The sequence below is a fragment of the Burkholderia sp. MSh2 genome, from assembly GCF_000731655.1.
Classification (GTDB): domain Bacteria; phylum Pseudomonadota; class Gammaproteobacteria; order Burkholderiales; family Burkholderiaceae; genus Burkholderia; species Burkholderia paludis.
In genome coordinates this window covers 70975-90058 of record NZ_JPGM01000032.1, presented here as the reverse complement: position 1 = coordinate 90058, position 19084 = coordinate 70975, and the positions used below count along the sequence as shown (strand labels likewise).

Here is a 19084-nt window from a genome sequence, read left to right as displayed (position 1 = left end):
CGATTGGAATTCAGATCAGGCCGTCGAACGGCAGGATGTCGACCGGGGCGCCCGCGTCGACTGCCGCGGTGTCGTGGCCCAGGACGATGAAACAGTTGGCGGCCGCGAGGCCGCTCAGCGATGCGGAGCTTTGCGAGCCGGCCGGCGTGACGTGCCAGAGGCCGTCGGCGGCGCGTGTCGCGATGCCGCGCAGGTATTCGGTGCGGCCGGGCCGCGTCTTCAGCGCGTGCGTGCTGAGTGCCGCATACATCGCCGGTGGCTGCGCGCGCGCGCCGGCCAGCGTCAGCAGCGCGGGGCGCACGATCGCATGGAACGTCACGGCGGAGGCGACCGGATTGCCGGGCAGCCCGAAGAACAGCGCGTGACCGGCGCCGCTGCTTGCCGTGCGCACGAGCGTGCCGCAGGCGAGCGGCCGGCCGGGCCGCAGCGCGAGGCTCGCGAACGTCACGTCGCCGAGCCGTGCCATGACGTCGCGCGTGAAGTCGGCTTCGCCGACCGATACACCGCCCGACGTGATCACCGCGTCGGCCTGCGCGGCGATGGCGTCGCGCAATGCGCCCTCGAGCGCGGCGGGATCGTCGCGAACGATCCCGAGATCGAGCGCGTCGACATGCAGCCGTTCGAGCATCGCGATCAGCATTCCGCGATTGCTGTCGTACAGGGCGCCGTGGCCGAGCGGCTCGCCGGGCTCGCGCAGTTCGTCGCCGGTGGAGAACACGGCGACGCGCACGCGCCGGCGCACCGTGACGCTGGGGAAACCCAGCGACGCGAGCAGGCCGAGATCGGACGGCCGCAGGATGCGACCCGCGGCGAGCGCGCAGGCGCCGCGCGCGAGATCCTCGCCGGCCTTGCGGCAGTTCGCACCGCGCGCGATCGCGTGCGCGGCGAAGCGGATCGTGTCGCCGTCGACGCGCACGTGCTCCTGTGGAATCACCGTGTCGCAGCCGGCGGGCATCGGCGCGCCGGTCATGATGCGCACGCACGAACCGGCTGCCACGCTGCCGTCGAACGGATGCCCGGCGAACGCGGTGCCGGCAACCGACATTGCGACGTCCTCCTGCTGCGGCGACGCGTGCGCACTGGCGGCGCCGTCGAACGCGTAGCCGTCCATTGCCGAGTTGTCATACGCGGGAATGTCGAACGGCGCGTTCACGTCGGCTGCGAGCACGCGGTCGAGCGCGTCGTGCAGCGTCACCGTCTCGCTCGCATCGACCGGCACCGCGAAGCGGCACGCGAGCGCCTGCGCGTCGGCGAGCGACAGCGGGGCATCGGAATCGGGTGCGGTTCGGGAGGCGGGCGAGGATTGCGTGATCATCAGTCGGACTGCGCCGCAAGGCGTAACGGGTTCGTGGCCGGTGGCGCGAGGAGGGGGCCGGGCGGGAATGGCAAGCGCGCAGTCAGCGACGCGCCAGCGCGGCGAGTTCCTGCCACGAGTTGGCATTGTAAAACGCACGCTCGTCGCGAAACTCGACTTCGACCGTCTTGTGGCGTGCGTACCACGCACGCACCTTGCGGTCGCCGGCTGCGAGCCGGGCCGCGAGATCCTCGGCCAGCGATGTATGCAGCAGCGCGAACGTCGGCTGCGGCGAGCGTGCCTGCTGCGTGTCGACGGTCACGGCCATCGCGATGTCGGCGCTGTGGGTGTCGAGCGCCGCATGCAGGCGCGCGACGAGGTCGGCCGGCAGATAGGGCGTGTCGCACGGCGAACAGACGATGAGCGGTGCGCGCGCCGCCCGCATGCCGGCGAGCAGGCCCGCGAGCGGGCCGGGGAAGTCGGGCGTTTCGTCCGCGACGATGCGCGCATCGAACGGTGCGCCGAGCTCGGCATAGCGATCGGCATGACGGTTCGCGCTGATCAGCGTCTCGTCGACCTGCGGCGAGAGCCGACGCAGTACGTGCAGCGCCAGCGGCGTGCCGTCGAGCAGCTGCAGGCCCTTGTCGACGCCGTCCATGCGTGTGGCGCGCCCGCCTGCGAGCAGCAGGCCGGCGATTGAAGGAGAGGAGGAGGCGGGCATCGTGCGGCAGTGGTGCGTGCGGCTGGTTTCAGCCGCCGATATATGACATTTCGACGCGCCTGGCGGCGCTGTCGGGCGCGGCGTCGGCCGGCGCGCGGCCGCGCAGCTGCGAATAGCGGTCGGTACGGGCCTGCCAGATGCGGGCGATCGCGGTGGCGATCTCGGCGTCGCTCGCGCCGCCGCGCACGAGCGCGCGCAGATCGTGGCCCGTCGACGCGAACAGGCACAGGTACAGCTTGCCTTCGGTCGACAGCCGCGCGCGCGTGCAGTCGCCGCAGAAGGCCTGGGTGACGCTCGAAATCACGCCGATCTCGCCGCTGCCGTCCGCATAGCCCCAGCGTTGCGCGGTTTCGGCCGCCGTGTGCGGTTCGAGCGGGACGAGCGGGAAATGTTCGGCGATCCGGGCGATGACGTCCGCCGACGGCAGCACCTCGGTCATGTTCCAGCCGTTCGACGTGCCGACGTCCATGTATTCGATGAAACGCAGGATCACGCCGGTGCCGCGGAAACGCTCGGCCATCGGCAGGATCTCGCCGTCGTTGGTGCCGCGCTTCACGACCATGTTGACCTTGACCGGCGCGAGGCCGGCAGCCTGCGCGGCGAAGATGCCGTCGAGCACGTCGGCGCTCGCGAACTCTGCGTCGTTCATGCGCTTGAACAGCGTATCGTCGAGCGCGTCGAGGCTGACCGTCACGCGCGCGAGTCCGGCGTCCTTCAGCGCGCGCGCCTTGCGCGCGAGCAGCGAGCCGTTGGTCGTCAGCGTCAGGTCGAGCGGGCGGCCGTCATGCGTGGTCAGGCGCGCGAGGCGTTCGATCAGGAATTCGAGATTCTTGCGCAGCAGCGGTTCGCCGCCCGTGATGCGGATCTTCTCGACGCCATGTGCGACAAAAAGTCGCGCCACGCGTTCGATTTCCTCGTGCGTGAGCAAAGCGCTGTGCGGCAGGAACGGGTAGTCCTTGTCGAAGACCGCGCGCGGCATGCAGTACACGCAGCGAAAGTTGCAGCGATCCGTCACCGAAATGCGCAGATCGCGCAGCGGCCTGGCGAACGTGTCGGCCAGCGTGCCGTCCGGGGCGTGCGCGACGCCGGAGACATCCGGCATCCCGCTGACGTCGGCGAGAGGAATGATGCGTCGGGACATGTTGAAAGAAGTACGAACCAGACCTCCATTTTAGCCGCATGCGGCCGGCTGGTCCGGTGGGCGGAAACCCGCAGCGCGGACGTGAAAAAGCCCGCCGGAGGCGGGCTTTTCCTGGTCGGGCGACGCGCCGGTTAGTGGTGCGTCTCGACCTGCTGCATCGGGGCCGTATCGACCGGCGGCAGCGCCTTGCGTTCACGCGGCACGCGGGCCGGACGCGGGATCTGCGACGCGGCTTCCTGCGCGGCGGCGAACTTGCCTGCATCCGTGTTCACCCACACGAGACCGGCCTGCTCCAGCACGACATCCAGGCTCGCCGAAGCGGGCGCGGCGGCCTGCTGCACGGGGGCCGGTGCCGCGATGGCCTCGACCGGTGCGGCGGCGATCGGCGCAGCTTCGACCGGTGCCGGCTCGGCAGCCGCCGGCGCGGCTTCGGCCGTCACAGCCGGCGCGGCCTGCTCGACGGGCGCGGACTGCGGTGCTTCGACCGCTGCCGGCACTTCGAACGCGTCGGTCGGCGACACGGCGACCGGAGCCGGACCGGCCTCCGCCTCGACGGCCGGTGCGACCGGTGCGACCGGTGCGGGTTCAGCTGCGTGAGCGGCAACGGCCGGCTCGACCGGTGCTGCCTCGACCTGGGCCGGTGCCGGTTGCGGCTCGACTGCAGCCGGCGCCACCGGTTCGGCATGGTGCTCGACCGCTGCCTCGGCGGCGACGGCGCCTGCCGCGGCCACGGCCGCGACGACTGCCGGTGCGGCCGTATGGGTCGGTTCGGCAGCAGCCGGTGCCGCAGGCGTCACGTCTTGCACGATGCCTTCGCCATCGGCGCCTTGCTCGGCGTGGTCGACGACTGCGCCGTCTTCCTCGCGCTCGCGGCGACCACCGCGGCGACCGCGGCGGCGGCGGCGACGTTCCTCGCCGTCACGTGCGCTGGCTTCCGCATCGGCTGCCAGCTCCGCGCCGGGCGGCGCTTCCGCGACGGCCTGGTCGGTTTCCGGTTCCGGATGGTTCTCGCCGCGGGTGACGGTCTCGAGCGTGGCCGCATGCTGGGTCGGCTTGCGGCGCTCGCGCCGCTCGCCGCGTTCCTGACGCTCGCCACGGCTGGCTGCTTCGACGCCTTCCGGCTGCTCGACGCGCTCGCGCGGTTCACGGTTCTCGCGCGGTTCGCGATTTTCACGCGGTTCACGGCCTTCACGCGGCTCGCGGCCTTCACGCGGCTCGCGCGGTTCGCGACCTTCGCGTTGGCCGCGACCTTCGCGACCCTCACGGCCTTCGCGGGGCTCGCGACCCTCACGCAGCTCACGACCCTCGCGCGGCTCGCGGCCTTCACGCGGTTCCTTGCCTTCGCGCTCCGGGCGTTGCGGCTGGCCACGGCCTGCCGCAACCTGGTCGCGACCGCCTTGAGCCTGCTGGGCGCCGCCGCGACGGTTGCGGTTGCGATCGCCGCCGCGTTCACCGCGTTGCTCGGCCTTCTCGGTGCGTTCGCCGCGGGCGGGGCGGGCTGCCTGCTCCTTCGCCGGTGCAGCTGCAACCGGCGCGGGCGCCGGAGCCGGCGACGCGCCGAACAGGCCCTTCAGCCATCCGAAGAAGCCGCCGCTTGCCGGTGCGACGGGCGCGGGGGCCGGTGCGGCAACGGGCTCGACCGGGCGCTGCGGCGCCGCGCTCGGCGCCGGACGTTCCGGCGTGATGCCCTTGACCGCGGCTTCCTGCTTCGGCTTCACTTCCGCTGCGCGCTTGCTGTAGCCGGTTTCCGACTCGAGTTCGCGAGCCGCTTCCTCGGCCATCTTCCAGGACGCGCGCGGATCGTCGAGACGCGCGTCGTCGTGGCGCAGGCGCTCGAGCTTGTAGTGCGGCGTATCGAGGTGCTTGTTCGGGATCAGCACGATCCCGACCTTGAAGCGCGACTCGATCTTGTTGATTTCCTGACGCTTTTCGTTGAGCAGGAAGGCGGTCACCTCGACCGGCACCTGGCAGTGGATCGCCGCGGTGTTTTCCTTCATCGCTTCTTCCTGAATGATCCGCAGGACCTGCAGCGCGGACGATTCGGTATCGCGGATGTGGCCGGTGCCGTTACAGCGCGGGCAGGTCACGTGGCTGCCTTCCGACAGCGCCGGACGCAGGCGCTGGCGCGACAGTTCCATCAGGCCGAAACGGGAGATCTTGCCCATCTGGACGCGCGCGCGGTCATGCTTGAGCGCGTCTTTCAGGCGCTGCTCGACCTCGCGCTGGCTCTTCGCCGATTCCATGTCGATGAAATCGATCACGATCAGGCCGCCGAGGTCGCGCAGACGGAGCTGGCGGGCGACTTCGTCGGCCGCCTCGAGGTTCGTGCGGGTCGCCGTTTCCTCGATGTCCGCGCCCTTGGTCGCGCGCGCCGAGTTCACGTCGATCGCGACCAGCGCTTCGGTGTGGTCGATCACGATCGCGCCGCCCGACGGCAGCGGCACCGTGCGCGAGTACGCGGTCTCGATCTGGTGTTCGATCTGGAAGCGGGAGAAGAGCGGCACGTCGTCGTGGTAGCGCTTCACCTTCGACACGTTGTCCGGCATCACGATGTCCATGAACGCACGTGCCTGATCGTAGATCTCGGTCGTGTCGATCAGGATTTCGCCGATATCCGGCTGGAAATAGTCCCGGATCGCGCGGATCACGAGGCTCGATTCCAGATAGATCAGCATCGGCTGGCCGGCGTTGCCGCTTTGCGACGCCGCTTCGATCGCGCGCCACAGCTGCAGCAGGTAGTTCAGGTCCCACTGCAGTTCCTCGGCGCTGCGGCCGATGCCGGCGGTACGGGCGATCATGCTCATCCCGTCGGGAATCTGCAGTTGCGCCATCGTTTCGCGCAGTTCCTGGCGCTCGTCGCCTTCGATCCGGCGCGACACGCCGCCGCCGCGCGGATTGTTCGGCATCAGCACGAGGTAGCGGCCGGCCAGCGAGATGAAGGTGGTGAGGGCGGCCCCCTTGTTGCCGCGTTCTTCCTTCTCGACCTGGACGATCAGTTCCTGACCTTCGCGCAGGGCATCCTGGATGCGCGCGGAGCGCATGTCGATGCCTTCCTTGAAGTACTGGCGGGCGACTTCCTTGAACGGCAGGAAGCCGTGGCGGTCTTCGCCGTAATTGACGAAGCACGCCTCGAGCGACGGCTCGATGCGGGTGACGACACCTTTGTAGATATTGCCTTTGCGCTGTTCGCGCCCGGCTGTCTCGATGTCGATGTCGATGAGCTTCTGCCCATCGACGATGGCGACGCGCAGCTCCTCCTGCTGCGTCGCATTGAACAGCATGCGTTTCATAACGGCTCCAGGCGGCTCTGTCGGCGGCGCCTCGCGGGTGTCAGTCGCGAGGGCGGGAACGACGGCAGGCCGCACCTTGTTGTGTTGTCACGAGCACGCTGGAGCGGGAAGGATGGCGGGGAGAATTGCCTGAAGAGGCGCTTGGGCCCGATAGACGGGGCCGGCGGCCATAGGGCACCTGCGAACACGGCTTCAAAGCACGGCGTCCACACACCGCACGCTGTCAAAGCGCGCTAAGCCTGAGGCCGGGCACTGCCGCGGGGCGCGTCGTCATGCGTCGCGCGTGCCAACGGGCGGCAGATGCTGCGGCTTGGGCCGCAGCGGGGAGTATCGAATCCAGCCCGACTTTCCCGCCTGGGGTGTACTTCCCTGGTTTGACGTCGCCAGGCCCCGCACGCTTCGCGGGACCAAATCGGGCGCAACGCCGTAATTTTCGCAACCGGCAGCCTGCGCGGACGCACTTCGCGCCGTCGGGCTGCCGATCAAATTCTTTTCAACCAACTTTCCGTTACCGCGGCGCCTTGCCGACCGAATCCGCCTGTGGGCGCGATCCTTGCCGACGGGCGGCGCCGTGCGTGCAACTTGCTGCTTCTCTTTGATCAGGGGTGAGCAGCAGCCCCCCGGCGCAAGTAAAATGACGGTTTGCGCTTGCGCCTTGCCCGGTCAGTCCGGGCCGGCCGATAAGGCCGCCCGCAACGTCAGGCTGGGCAAAATTATATTCAGTATGAACGAGTTAGGCAAAATATCCCAGAATTCGGTCGCAAGCGGCCAGGTCTCGATGCTCGAGATCGACGAAAGTTCGGCCGGTCAGCGGATCGACAACTTCCTGTTGCGCGTCTGTAAAGGCGTGCCGAAAAGCCATATTTACCGGATCCTGCGCAGCGGCGAAGTACGCGTCAACAAGGGCCGGGTCGATGCGCAGTACCGGCTCGCGTTCGGCGACATCGTCCGCGTACCGCCCGTCCGGGTGGCCGCGGCCGACCTCGCGCGCGCCGATGCGCCCATCGTGCCGCCCGCGCATTTCGACGTGCTGTTCGAGGACGACGCGATGCTCGTCATCAACAAGCCGGCCGGCGTCGCCGTGCACGGCGGCAGCGGCGTCGCGTTCGGCGTGATCGAGCAGATGCGCCAGGCGCGCCCGCGCGCGAAATTCCTCGAACTCGTGCACCGGCTCGACCGCGAGACGTCCGGGATCCTGATGCTCGCGAAGAAGCGCACGGCGCTCGTCGGCCTGCACGAGCAGATCCGCGAGAACCGGATGGACAAGCGCTATTTCGCGTGCGTGCACGGCGAGTGGCAGTCGGACTGGGGGCGCCGCCGCGCGGTGAAGGCGCCGCTGTTCAAGTATTCGACCCCGGAAGGCGAGCGCCGCGTGCGCGTGCAGGACGACGGCCTGCCGTCGCACACGGTTTTCAACCTTGTCGAGTGCTGGCCCGAGTACGCGCTCGTCGAGGCGGAACTCAAAACGGGTCGGACCCATCAGATCCGTGTGCACCTCGCGCATCTCGGCCTGCCGATCGTCGGCGACGCCAAGTACGGCGATTTCGCACTGAACAAGGCGCTGGCCCGCGCGAACGCGCAGCCGTCGCTGAAACGGATGTTCCTGCATGCGCACCGGTTGCAGCTCGCCCATCCGCTGACGGGCGAGGCACTGCGATTCGACGCACCGTTGCCGGATGACTGCCGGCGCTTTCTCGACCAACTCCGCGCATTGCGCGATACCGCCTGAACCGCATGGCCCGACAGCAATTTGACCTGATCGTCTTCGACTGGGACGGCACGCTGATGGATTCGACTGCGCATATCGCGCACAGCATCCAGGCGGCATGTCGCGACCTCGGTCTGCCCAAACCCTCCGACGAATCGGCGCGCTACGTGATCGGCCTCGGCCTGCGCGATGCGCTGCAGATTACGGCTCCGACCCTCGATCCGTCCGACTATCCGCGGCTGGCCGAACGCTACCGCTACCACTATCTGCTCGACGACCAGCGCATCGAGCTGTTCGCCGGCGTGCGCGAACTGCTCGCGGAGTTGCGCGATACGGGCTACCTGCTTGCGGTCGCCACAGGGAAGGGGCGCGTCGGGCTGAACCGCGTGCTCGACCAGTCGAAGCTGACGAGCGTGTTCGATGCGACGCGCTGCGCGGACGAAACGTTCTCGAAGCCCCATCCGGCGATGCTGCACGAACTGACCCGCGAACTGGGGCAGGATCTGTCGCGCACCGTGATGATCGGCGATACGACGCACGACCTGCAGATGGCCGCGAGTGCCGGGGCGGCCGGCGTCGGCGTCGCGTACGGCGCGCACACGGCCGATGCGCTGGCCGCGCTGGCGCCGCGCTTCGTTGCGCCGGACGTGGCCGCGCTGGGCGAGTGGCTGCGGGAGCACGCATGAGCACGGCGAACGCCACGCCCGCCGTGCGCGTGTGCGCATCGGACGCGCTGGCCGACGGCGGCGCCGGCGTACGGGTCGAGGCGACGCTGCGCGGCGAGCAGGCCGTCGTGTTCTTCGTGCGTTACGACGGCCGCGCATACGGTTACCTGAACCGCTGCGCGCACGTGCCGATGGAGCTCGACTGGGCCGAAGGGCAGTTCTTCGAGTCGTCGGGCCTTTACCTGATGTGCGCGACGCACGGTGCAATCTACGAGCCGAATACCGGCAAGTGCGTCGGCGGCCCGTGCCGGGGCGGCCGGCTGCGGCCGGTCGAGGTCGACGAGCGCGACACGTCCGACGGGCGTGCGGTATTCTGGGTGCCCGACGCCGACCTGCGTCCCGCTACGACCGATTAACGACGACTCCGCATGGCCGACCAACCGAATTCTCCCGATTCCGTCTCCCGTCCCGACAACCGTGAACCGAACTGGGAGCGCGCCGCGCTCGAGCGGATCGCGCTTGCGGCCGTGAAGGAGCAGCGTGCGGCGCGGCGCTGGAAGATCTTCTTCCGCTTTGCGTTCCTCGGCGTGTTCGTGCTGTTCGCATTTGCGCTGATCGATTTCTCGAGCGATTCGAAGTTTGCGTCGAGCGGGCGGCATACGGCGCTCGTGACGATCGACGGCGAGATCGCGGCCGGCGTCAATGCGAACGCCGACGACATCAACACCGCGCTCGACGCCGCCTTCGACGACGACGGCACGGCCGGCGTCGTGCTGCGGATCAACAGCCCGGGCGGCAGCCCGGTGCAGGCCGGGATGGTCTACGACGAGATCCGGCGGCTGCGCGCGAAGCACCCGGACAAGCCGCTGTATGTCGTCGTGACCGACATGTGCGCGTCGGGCGGCTATTACATCGCGGCCGCGGCCGACAAGATCTTCGTCGACAAGGCGAGCATCGTCGGGTCTATCGGCGTGCTGATGGACGGTTTCGGTTTCACCGGGCTGATGGGCAAGCTCGGCGTCGAGCGGCGCCTGCATACGTCGGGCGAAAACAAGGGCTTCTATGATCCGTTCTCGCCGGAGACGGCGAAGATGGACGCGCATGCGCAGGCGTTGCTCGACCAGGTGCACGCGCAGTTCATCAAGGCCGTGAAGGATGGCCGCGGCAAACGGCTGCACGAGACGCCCGACATGTTCTCAGGCCTGTTCTGGACCGGCGAGAAGAGCGTTGAACTCGGGCTCGCCGACGGCTACGGCACGACCGACACCGTCGCGCGCGACGTGCTGAAGGCGCCCGATCTCGTCGACTACACGGTGAAGGAAAGCCTGACGAACCGTGTCGCGCGCAAGTTCGGCGCGGCCGTCGGCGGCGCCGCGATGAAGGCGCTGACGGCCGGCGGCGCGTCGGTCAGCCTGCGCTGACCGGCAATCGGCGGGCCGTGGCAACCCGCCGGCCAGCCGCTGCCGGCTGTTTCAGTTGGCGAGCAGCAGGAAGATCGCGGGGCGCTTGTGCAGATTCGGGGCGGGCGCCTTTTTCCAGTCCGCGACGGTGCGGCTCGCGATCGTCTCGGTCGCGAGGGTCAGGTCCGCGGCGACGCAGATTTGCGTCGACGGCGCGCAAGTCGCGACGAGCGTGTCGAGCATCGCCTGATTGCGATACGGCGTTTCGATGAAGATCTGCGTCTGACGGGCCTTGCGCGACATCTGCTCGAGTTCGCGCAGGCGTTTCGCACGCGCGGCCGCATCGACCGGCAGGTACCCGTTGAACGCAAAGCTCTGGCCGTTCAGGCCCGATGCCATCAGCGCCAGCAGGATCGAACTCGGCCCGACGAGCGGCACGACCTTCACGCCGCGCTCGTGCGCGCGGCGGACCAGCAACGCGCCCGGGTCGGCGACCGCCGGGCACCCGGCTTCCGAGACGAGGCCGGCGTCCGTGCCGGTCAGCACGGGGGCGAGCAGCCGGTCGATTTCGCCGGCCGGCGTATTGACGTTCAGTTCGCGGATCTCGATTTCCTGGATCGGGCGTGTCGTGCCGATCTTCTTCAGAAAGGCGCGCGTCGTCTTCGCGTTTTCGCCGACGTAATAGCCGAGTGTGCCGGCGCGCGCCTGCACGGCAGCGGGCAGCACGGCGGCGAGCATCGATTCGTCGCCTTCGCCCAGCGTGTTCGGAACGAGGTAGAGCGTGCCGGTCGTCATGCGCGGTCTCCTTGGGTGGTGGCAAACAGCGGATATTGCACGGCGCGCAGCATTCGCGTGAGCGCAATCAGCGGCAGGCCGACGAGCGCGGTCGGGTCGTTCGAGTCGATTGCGTCGAGCAGCGCGATGCCGAGCCCTTCGGACTTCGCGCTGCCGGCGACGTCGTACGGCGTTTCCGCGCGCAGGTACGCGTCGAGTTCGGCCTCCGGCAGCGAACGGAAGCGCACGCGCGTAACGATGTCCTCGATCTGCGTGTCGCCCGTACGGCTGTCGTACAGGCAAAGCGCGCTATGGAATTCGACTTCGCGGCCCTGCATCGACACGAGTTGCGCGAGCGCGCGCTCGTGCGTGCCGGGCTTGCCGATCTGAAGCCCGTCGAAGGTCGCGACCTGATCCGACCCGATCACGAGCACGCCGTCCGGCGCGTCGATCGCGCCGGCGACGGCGCGGGCCTTCGCGCCGGCGAGGCGCAGCGCGGTCGCGGCCGGCGTTTCGCCGTCGTGCGGGGTTTCGTCGAGATCGGGCGACATGACGTCGAAGGGCAGGCCGAGGCGCTCGAGGAGCGCGCGGCGGTAGCGGGAACTGGAGGCAAGAATCAGCCGCGGCGGGCGGCAAACGGTATCCGGCATGGTCGGTTGGATCGGTAAGTCGACAGGGGTGGCGCAGCGTTGCGAGGACGCAAGCTTAAGTGATTGACCGCAAAAGGTAAAACAGGTATGCTTTCCCGCTTTTCGTCGGCAGGCTTCCGTTGTGGTGGCGCCTGCCGGGTCTTCGGAAGTAAAGTACGGTACGGTAACCCGTACGGGAGCGGCGCCAAGCCGGATCCGCAAGTCAGCCTGTAGGCAGGAGCGCACATGAACATTTCTTCTGGCAAACCTGCTTCGGCGCCACTCGATCCGCGCGCGGTCGACCTGTTCGAGTTCGCCCGCAGCGGGCGGCAGGCAGCAGGGGCGATGCACCTCTCGCAGTTGCCGCGCATGTTGAACGAAGTGCCGGCGGACGCGCCCGATCGCGACACGGCCTTCACGTGGCAGGCTGAAGGGTTCACCCAGAAGGAGCTGCAGGACGACGGCACCGACGGGCAGCAGCCGTATCTGCGTCTTGCGGTGCACGGCCATGCATGGCTGACGTGCCAGCGCTGCATGACCCCGTACGACCAGGCGTTCGACATCGACATGACGTACCGGGTCGTCGCGTCCGAAGAAGAGGCTGAAGAATTTCCGCTCGACGACGATGAAGCCGATGTGATCGTGGGCTCACGCCAGTTCGATCTCGTCGACTTGATCGAAGAGGAATTGCTGCTTTCGTTGCCGCTCGTGCCCAAGCACGAGGTTTGCCCGGCAGTTCACGAAAGCCTCGTGTCGGGTGCGAGCGGTCCCGCGGAAGAGGCGGATGAAGAATCCGACGAAGCCGGGGACGAAGGCAAACGGCCGAATCCGTTCGCAGCGCTGGAAGCGTTGAAGAAGGGCGGTGACGGCACCAAGAAACACTAAGCAGTTGTGGCGCGGGAAGGCGTAAGGGCTTTGGGCCAGGGTAGTTAAGCGCCGGATCGGGCTGTGTTAGAATCCGGAAAATTATTTAGGAGTTAGTCATGGCAGTCCAGCAAAACAAGAAGTCGCCGTCGAAGCGCGGCATGCATCGTTCGCACGATTTCCTGACGGCAGCGCCGCTGGCAGTCGAGCCGAGCACGGGTGAAGTGCATCTGCGTCACCACGTCAGCCCGAACGGCTACTATCGCGGCAAGAAAGTCGTCAAGACGAAGAACGACTAAGCGTCAAGTCACGCGTTGCGCGCTACGCTCGCCGTTCGCGTGACAACTGGTTCGCTTGACACTTTCCTGGCGCAACAAAAAGGCGGCATTCAACTGCCGCTTTTTTGTGCCTGAAATTCGTCGCATTCCATGACCGTAAAGCTCACAATCGATTGCATGGGAGGCGACCACGGCCCGTCCGTGACCGTTCCCGCGGCAGTCAAGTTCGTCCGCGCGCATCCCGATGCGCATCTGATGCTCGTCGGCATCGAAAGCGCGATCCGCGCTCAGCTGAAGAAGCTGAAAGCCCTCGACGATCCCGCGCTGACCGTCGTTCCCGCCACCGAAGTCGTGGCGATGGACGACCCTGTCGAAGTGGCGCTGCGCAAGAAGAAGGATTCTTCGATGCGCGTCGCACTCAACCACGTCAAGGAAGGCGCGGCGCAGGCCTGCATCTCCGCCGGCAATACCGGCGCGCTGATGGCCGTTTCCCGTTACGTACTCAAGACGCTGCCCGGCATCGAGCGGCCCGCGATCGCGTTCGCGCTGCCGAACCCGACCGGTTATACGATGATGCTGGACCTCGGCGCGAACGTCGACTGCGAGCCGCAGCACCTGCTGCAGTTCGCGGAGATGGGGCATGCGCTCGTGGCCGCGCTCGAAGGCAAGGAGCGCCCGACGATCGGCCTGCTGAACATCGGCGAAGAGGTGATCAAGGGCAATGAAACGATCAAGCGCGCGGGTGAACTGCTGCGCGCCAGCACGCTGAATTTCCGCGGCAACGTGGAAGGCAACGACATCTACAAGGGCACGGTCGACGTGATCGTGTGCGACGGCTTCGTCGGCAACGTCGCGCTGAAGACGTCCGAGGGGCTCGCGCAGATGCTGTCCGACATCATCCGCGAGGAGTTCGGCCGGTCGCTGATGTCGAAGCTGATGGCGCTGCTCGCGCTGCCCGTGCTGATGCGTTTCAAGAAGCGCGTCGACCACCGCCAGTACAACGGCGCGGCGCTGCTGGGGCTCAAGAGCCTCGTGATCAAGAGCCATGGTTCGGCCGACGCCTACGCGTTTGAGTGGGCGATCAAACGCGGGTATGATGCCGTCAAAAACGGCGTGCTGGAGCGCCTCGCGCGCGCGATGGCGGATAATTCAGTGTCGCTCGGCGATGGCGAACACGACGCGGGCGGCGCGGGCCGTGCAAGCCCGGCCGCAGGCCATCACGCCGAACCTTCCGCTGCGCAATCCTCTAAAGCATAAATGGCCCAATCGACTCTCTATTCCCGCGTGCTCGGCACGGGCAGTTATCTGCCGCCTGACCGCGTCACGAACCAGCAGTTGACCGATCGTCTCGCGAAGGAAGGCATCGAGACGAGCGATGAATGGATCGTGGCGCGCACGGGCATCCATGCGCGTCATTTTGCCGCGCCGGACGTCACGACGAGCGATCTCGCGCTCGAGGCGTCGCGCCGCGCGATCGAGATGGCCGATATCGATCCGCAGTCGATCGACCTGATCATCGTCGCGACTTCGACCCCCGATTTCGTGTTCCCGAGCACCGCGTGCCTGCTGCAGAGCAAGCTCGGCATCAAGAACGGCGGCGCGGCGCTCGACGTGCAGGCCGTGTGTTCGGGCTTCGCGTACGCGGTGGCGACGGCCGACAGCTTCATCCGCAGCGGCCAGCACCGCACGGCGCTCGTCGTCGGTGCGGAGACGTTCTCGCGCATTCTCGACTTCAAGGACCGCACGACCTGCGTGCTGTTCGGCGACGGCGCGGGCGCGGTGGTCCTGTCCGCATCGGACGAGCCGGGTGTGCTCGGCAGCGCGCTGCACGCGGACGGCAGCTACTCGCACATCCTTTGCACGCCGGGCAACGTGAACCGCGGCGTGATCGAGGGCAGCGCGTTCCTGCACATGGACGGGCAGGCCGTGTTCAAGCTGGCGGTCAACGTCCTTGAAAAGGTCGCGATCGAGGCGCTCGCGAAGGCGAATCTCGCGCCCGAGCAGATCGACTGGCTGATTCCGCATCAGGCCAACATCCGCATCATGACCAGCACCTGCCGCAAGCTCGGCCTGCCGCAGGATCGCATGGTCGTGACGGTCGACCAGCACGGCAACACGTCGGCCGCGTCGATCCCGCTGGCGCTCGACGCCGCGGTGCGCGACGGCCGCATCCAGCGCGGTCAGCACGTGCTGATCGAAGGCGTCGGCGGCGGCTTCACCTGGGGCGCGTCGGTCTTCCGCTACTGATCCGCGGCGCGCGATTGCCGCGCGCGGATCCCACCGGCGCGCCGTTCGTGCGCGCCGTCCGAATCGATTCAATTGGGGACGATATGAAATTTGCATTCGTTTTTCCGGGGCAGGGCTCGCAGGCGGTCGGCATGCTCAATGCATTTGCCGATCTGGCCATCGTGCGCGAGACGCTCCAGGAAGCGTCCGATGCACTCAATCAGGATCTCGGCAAGCTGATCGCCGAAGGCCCGGCCGAAGAGCTGAATCTCACCGCCAACACGCAGCCCGTGATGCTGACCGCCGCATATGCGTGCTACCGCGCATGGCAGCAGGCGGGCGGCCCGGCGCCGTCGATCGTCGCCGGGCACAGCCTCGGTGAATACACGGCGCTCGTCGCGGCCGGCGCGCTCGCGTTCAAGGATGCCGTGCCGCTCGTGCGCTTCCGCGCGCAGGCGATGCAGACGGCCGTCCCGGTGGGCCAGGGCGGCATGGCCGCCATCCTGGGCCTCGACGACGACACGGTGCGCGCGGTGTGCGCCGAAGCCGCGGAAGCAGGGATCGTCGAAGCGGTGAATTTCAACGCGCCCGCGCAGGTCGTGATCGCCGGCAACAAGGCCGCGGTCGAAAAGGCCTGCGAAATCGCGAAGGCGAAGGGTGCGAAGCGCGCGCTGCCGCTGCCGGTGTCGGCGCCGTTCCATTCGTCGCTGCTCAAGCCGGCGTCGGACCAGTTGCGCGACTATCTCGCGAGCGTCGACGTCAAGGCGCCGCAGATTCCGGTCGTCAATAATATCGACGTCGCCGTGGTCAGCGATCCGGCCGCAATCAAGGATGCGCTGGTGCGCCAGGCCGCAGGCCCCGTGCGCTGGGTCGAATGCGTGCGGCACATCGCCGGCACGGGCGTCACGCACGTGATCGAATGCGGTCCGGGCAAGGTGCTCGCCGGCCTGACGAAACGCATCGACGGCAACCTGACGGGCGCGTCGGTATTCGATCCGGCGTCGCTCGACGAAGCGCTCAAGCTGGTGACCGCCTGACGCGGCGCCTTTTTTCAAGAGACGGAAACTCGATTCATGGACAAGACTCTCGATAAACAGGTTGCGATCGTCACCGGCGCGTCGCGCGGCATCGGCCGCTCGATCGCGCTCGAACTCGCGCGCCTGGGCGCGACGGTGATCGGTACGGCGACGAGCGAATCGGGCGCTGACGCGATCACCGCGGCATTCGCGGAAGCGGGCGTCACGGGGCGCGGCGCGGTGCTGAACGTCAACGACACGGCCGCCGCCGAGGCGCTGATCGATGCGACCGTGAAGGAATTCGGCGCGCTGAACGTGCTCGTCAACAACGCGGGCATCACGCAGGACCAGCTCGCGATGCGGATGAAGGATGAAGACTGGGACGCGGTGATCGACACCAACCTGAAGTCGGTATTCCGCCTGTCGCGCGCGGTGCTGCGCCCGATGATGAAGGCGCGCGGCGGCCGTATCATCAACATTACGTCGGTGGTCGGCTCGGCCGGCAACCCCGGCCAGGTCAACTACGCGGCCGCGAAGGCCGGCGTCGCGGGCATGACCCGCGCGCTCGCGCGGGAAATCGGCAGCCGCGGAATCACGGTGAACTGCGTGGCGCCGGGCTTCATCGACACCGACATGACGAAGACGCTGCCGGAAGAACAACAGGCCGCGCTCAAGACCCAGATTCCGCTCGGCCGCCTCGGCAGCCCGGAAGACATCGCCCATGCCGTCGCGTTCCTCGCATCGCCGCAGGCCGGTTACATTACCGGCACGACGCTGCACGTGAACGGCGGCATGTACATGTCGTAACGGTTTTCGTTTACCATCCGCGCCGTATCCCGTTTTTCAGGCGGATCGGCGCTTGATCGACCATCAAGCCAACGCGCGTTTTGGCGTCAGCAAACCTGATAAAATGCGCGCACTTGTAAATCTGAACTTTCCCTCGGAGGGGTAATGGACAACATCGAACAACGTGTCAAGAAGATCGTCGCTGAACAACTGGGCGTCGCTGAAGGCGAGATCAAGAACGAAGCTTCGTTCGTGAACGACCTCGGCGCCGACTCGCTCGACACGGTCGAACTGGTGATGGCTCTCGAAGACGAGTTCGGCATGGAAATCCCGGACGAAGAAGCAGAGAAGATCACGACCGTTCAGCAAGCGATCGACTACGCTCGCGCAAACGTCAAGGCGTAAGCGCCTTTCGCGCTTGTTCGCCACGTCGCCGCGATCTTCGCGATTGACGCGTCATCCTGCCGGCTTCGCGCCGGACGGACTAACAGCCACAGGGCTCGCAGGGCTGGTTCCTGTGGCCACTGTGGCTTTTGTTTTTGTCATCCAATAATGCAAAAGAGGTTACCGTGAGCCGCCGTCGTGTTGTTGTTACAGGCCTGGGGCTGATTTCGCCTGTTGGCAATAATGTTGCCGACGGCTGGGCCAATCTCGTCGCCGGCAAGTCCGGTATCGCTACCGTCACGAAGTTCGATCCGTCGAACCTCGCCGTCCATTTCGCGGGCGAAGTGAAGGGTTTCAGCGCCGAGGAGTACATCCCGGCGAAGGAAGCCCGGAACATGGATACGTTCATCCACTACGGCATCGCCGCCGGCGTCCAGGCCATCAAGGACAGCGGGCTGGAAGTGAACGAAGCCAATGCGGAACGCATCGGCGTGCTGGTCGGTTCCGGCATCGGCGGCCTGCCGATGATCGAAGACACGCACCAGACCTACGTCGATCGCGGCGCGCGCCGGATCTCGCCGTTCTTCGTGCCCGGTTCGATCATCAACATGATCTCGGGCCACCTGAGCATCATGTTCGGCCTGAAGGGCCCGAACCTCGCCGCCGTGACGGCCTGCACGACCGGCCTGCACAGCATCGGCCTCGCAGCGCGCCTGATCCAGGCGGGCGACGCCGACGTGATGGTCGCGGGCGGCGCCGAGTCGACGGTGTCGCCGCTCGGCATCGGCGGTTTCGCGGCAGCGCGCGCGCTGTCCACCCGCAACGACGATCCGGCGACCGCATCCCGTCCGTGGGACAAGGATCGCGACGGCTTCGTGCTGGGCGAGGGCGCCGGCGTGATGGTGCTCGAGGAGTACGAGGCGGCCAAGGCGCGCGGTGCGAAGATCTACGCGGAAGTCTCCGGCTTCGGCATGACGGGCGATGCGTACCACATGACCGCGCCGAACATGGACGGCCCGCGCCGCTGCATGGTCGCGGCGCTGCGCGACGCCGGCGTGAACGCGGACGAGGTCCAGTACCTGAACGCGCACGGCACGTCGACGCCGCTGGGCGACAAGAACGAGTCCGACGCGGTGAAGGCGGCCTTTGGCGAGCACGCGTACAAGATCGTCGTGAACTCGACGAAGTCGATGACGGGCCACCTGCTGGGCGGCGCGGGCGGCCTCGAGTCGGTGTTCACGGTGCTGGCGCTGCACAACAACGTGTCGCCGCCGACCATCAACATCTTCAACCAGGACCCGGAGTGCGATCTCGATTACTGCGCGAATACCGCGCGTGACATGAAGATCGACGTCGCCGTGAAGAACAACTTCGGCTTCGGCGGCACGAACGGCACGCTGGTGTTCAAGCGCGTCTGACGCCGCAATCGCTTGACGAGTCCATTCGATGTTCCGGCCGGGCGTCCGCAGCGTTTTGCGTTGCGGGCCTCGGCCGTGTTGTATCTCGTGCTGGCGGCGTTCGTCGCATCGGCTGCCGCGTCGGTCTACCTGTTCTGGGCGCCGCGCGCAGGCGCGGCCGGCGGCGCCTGCGTGGCGGCCGCGACGGCCGCGCTGCTCGCCGTGTACGCCGCGCGGGCCTGCGCCCGCCGGTTGCCGGCCGAGCTGCGGATCGACGCATTCGGGGAAGTCGCGGCGTTTGGCCGCACCGGGCGTCTGCTGGCCCGCGGCCGCGTGACGGGCCATGCGCACTGGAGCAGCCTGCTGCTGGTGCTGACGGTCGGGCAGGGCGCCCGGCGGGCCCGGCCGCTGCTGATCCCGGCCGATGCGCTGGATGCCGCGTCGTTCAGCGCGCTTTCCGTGCTGGCGAGAACGTCGGGCACGGCGGGGCGGGCATGACGGCGGCGCAGTT

General features: G+C 67.6%; 19 protein-coding genes. 13 read left to right on the top strand and 6 right to left on the bottom strand.

Going from position 1 to position 19084, the window contains the following annotated elements; genetic code table 11:
• Positions 1-10: 10 nt before the first annotated feature.
• The 4 genes from moeA to GQ57_RS21085 all read right to left on the bottom strand — a co-directional run bounded on the left by moeA (position 11) and on the right by GQ57_RS21085 (position 6446).
• The gene (moeA, locus tag GQ57_RS21100; protein WP_034198917.1) at positions 11-1315 is read right to left on the bottom strand and encodes a molybdopterin molybdotransferase MoeA; all 1305 of its coding nucleotides are present in this window, start codon (positions 1313-1315) and stop codon (positions 11-13) included.
• A gap of 82 nt (positions 1316-1397) precedes the next feature.
• The gene (gene mobA, locus GQ57_RS21095; RefSeq protein ID WP_034198916.1) at positions 1398-2015 is read right to left on the bottom strand and encodes a molybdenum cofactor guanylyltransferase MobA; all 618 of its coding nucleotides are present in this window, start codon (positions 2013-2015) and stop codon (positions 1398-1400) included.
• Between the two features lie 28 nt (positions 2016-2043).
• Positions 2044-3156, bottom strand: coding sequence for a GTP 3',8-cyclase MoaA (gene moaA, locus GQ57_RS21090; RefSeq protein WP_031400007.1), 1113 nt, complete (start codon positions 3154-3156; stop codon positions 2044-2046).
• A gap of 131 nt (positions 3157-3287) precedes the next feature.
• Positions 3288-6446 carry an Rne/Rng family ribonuclease gene (locus GQ57_RS21085; RefSeq protein ID WP_034198915.1) on the bottom strand — a complete coding sequence of 1053 codons (3159 nt, stop codon included), beginning with the start codon at positions 6444-6446 and terminating at the stop codon, positions 3288-3290.
• A gap of 724 nt (positions 6447-7170) precedes the next feature.
• Here GQ57_RS21085 and GQ57_RS21080 point away from each other — a divergent pair.
• From GQ57_RS21080 to GQ57_RS21065, 4 genes are read left to right on the top strand one after another with little or no spacing between them, the layout of a single operon-like run.
• On the top strand, positions 7171-8175 hold the full coding sequence (locus GQ57_RS21080; protein WP_031400009.1) for an RluA family pseudouridine synthase: 1005 nt from the start codon (positions 7171-7173) through the stop codon (positions 8173-8175).
• Positions 8176-8180: 5 nt separating this feature from the next.
• Complete coding sequence (locus tag GQ57_RS21075; RefSeq protein ID WP_031400010.1) at positions 8181-8840, top strand: HAD-IA family hydrolase; 660 nt, start codon at positions 8181-8183, stop codon at positions 8838-8840.
• Entirely contained in the window at positions 8837-9235 is a 399-nt protein-coding gene (locus GQ57_RS21070; protein WP_031400011.1) for a Rieske (2Fe-2S) protein, read from the top strand. Before GQ57_RS21075 ends, GQ57_RS21070 begins: the two co-directional genes overlap by 4 nt.
• A gap of 12 nt (positions 9236-9247) precedes the next feature.
• Complete coding sequence (locus tag GQ57_RS21065) at positions 9248-10240, top strand: S49 family peptidase (RefSeq protein WP_031400012.1); 993 nt, start codon at positions 9248-9250, stop codon at positions 10238-10240.
• A 51-nt stretch (positions 10241-10291) separates the two neighbouring features.
• Here GQ57_RS21065 and GQ57_RS21060 read toward each other — a convergent pair whose 3' ends face one another.
• Both GQ57_RS21060 and GQ57_RS21055 read right to left on the bottom strand, forming a co-directional pair.
• Entirely contained in the window at positions 10292-11014 is a 723-nt protein-coding gene (locus GQ57_RS21060; RefSeq protein WP_034198914.1) for an SAM-dependent methyltransferase, read from the bottom strand.
• Positions 11011-11643: a Maf-like protein gene (locus GQ57_RS21055; RefSeq protein WP_031400014.1), complete on the bottom strand. Its 633-nt coding sequence runs from the start codon at positions 11641-11643 to the stop codon at positions 11011-11013. The genes GQ57_RS21060 and GQ57_RS21055 overlap by 4 nt, the downstream gene beginning before the upstream one ends.
• Before the next feature lie 225 nt (positions 11644-11868).
• On the opposite strand from GQ57_RS21055, the gene GQ57_RS21050 reads away from it, so the two are divergent.
• The 9 genes from GQ57_RS21050 to GQ57_RS21010 all read left to right on the top strand — a co-directional run bounded on the left by GQ57_RS21050 (position 11869) and on the right by GQ57_RS21010 (position 19071).
• Positions 11869-12507 carry a DUF177 domain-containing protein gene (locus GQ57_RS21050; RefSeq protein ID WP_031400015.1) on the top strand — a complete coding sequence of 213 codons (639 nt, stop codon included), beginning with the start codon at positions 11869-11871 and terminating at the stop codon, positions 12505-12507.
• Between the two features lie 98 nt (positions 12508-12605).
• The gene (gene rpmF / locus GQ57_RS21045) at positions 12606-12785 is read left to right on the top strand and encodes a 50S ribosomal protein L32 (protein WP_006051932.1); all 180 of its coding nucleotides are present in this window, start codon (positions 12606-12608) and stop codon (positions 12783-12785) included.
• Between the two features lie 129 nt (positions 12786-12914).
• Positions 12915-14021 (top strand): phosphate acyltransferase PlsX, encoded by a 1107-nt coding sequence (plsX, locus tag GQ57_RS21040; RefSeq protein ID WP_031400016.1) that lies wholly within the window; start codon positions 12915-12917, stop codon positions 14019-14021.
• Positions 14022-15011 (top strand): beta-ketoacyl-ACP synthase III, encoded by a 990-nt coding sequence (locus GQ57_RS21035; protein ID WP_034198913.1) that lies wholly within the window; start codon positions 14022-14024, stop codon positions 15009-15011.
• A gap of 83 nt (positions 15012-15094) precedes the next feature.
• Positions 15095-16027, top strand: coding sequence for an ACP S-malonyltransferase (gene fabD / locus GQ57_RS21030; RefSeq protein ID WP_031400018.1), 933 nt, complete (start codon positions 15095-15097; stop codon positions 16025-16027).
• Between the two features lie 36 nt (positions 16028-16063).
• Positions 16064-16813: a 3-oxoacyl-ACP reductase FabG gene (gene fabG, locus GQ57_RS21025; RefSeq protein ID WP_034198912.1), complete on the top strand. Its 750-nt coding sequence runs from the start codon at positions 16064-16066 to the stop codon at positions 16811-16813.
• Positions 16814-16957: 144 nt separating this feature from the next.
• Positions 16958-17197, top strand: a complete 240-nt coding sequence (gene acpP / locus GQ57_RS21020) for an acyl carrier protein (protein WP_012735022.1) — start codon at positions 16958-16960, stop codon at positions 17195-17197.
• Between the two features lie 164 nt (positions 17198-17361).
• Positions 17362-18594 (top strand): beta-ketoacyl-ACP synthase II, encoded by a 1233-nt coding sequence (gene fabF / locus GQ57_RS21015; protein ID WP_031400020.1) that lies wholly within the window; start codon positions 17362-17364, stop codon positions 18592-18594.
• 12 nt (positions 18595-18606) lie between these two features.
• Entirely contained in the window at positions 18607-19071 is a 465-nt protein-coding gene (locus tag GQ57_RS21010) for a protein YgfX (RefSeq protein WP_031400021.1), read from the top strand.
• Positions 19072-19084 lie beyond the last annotated feature (13 nt).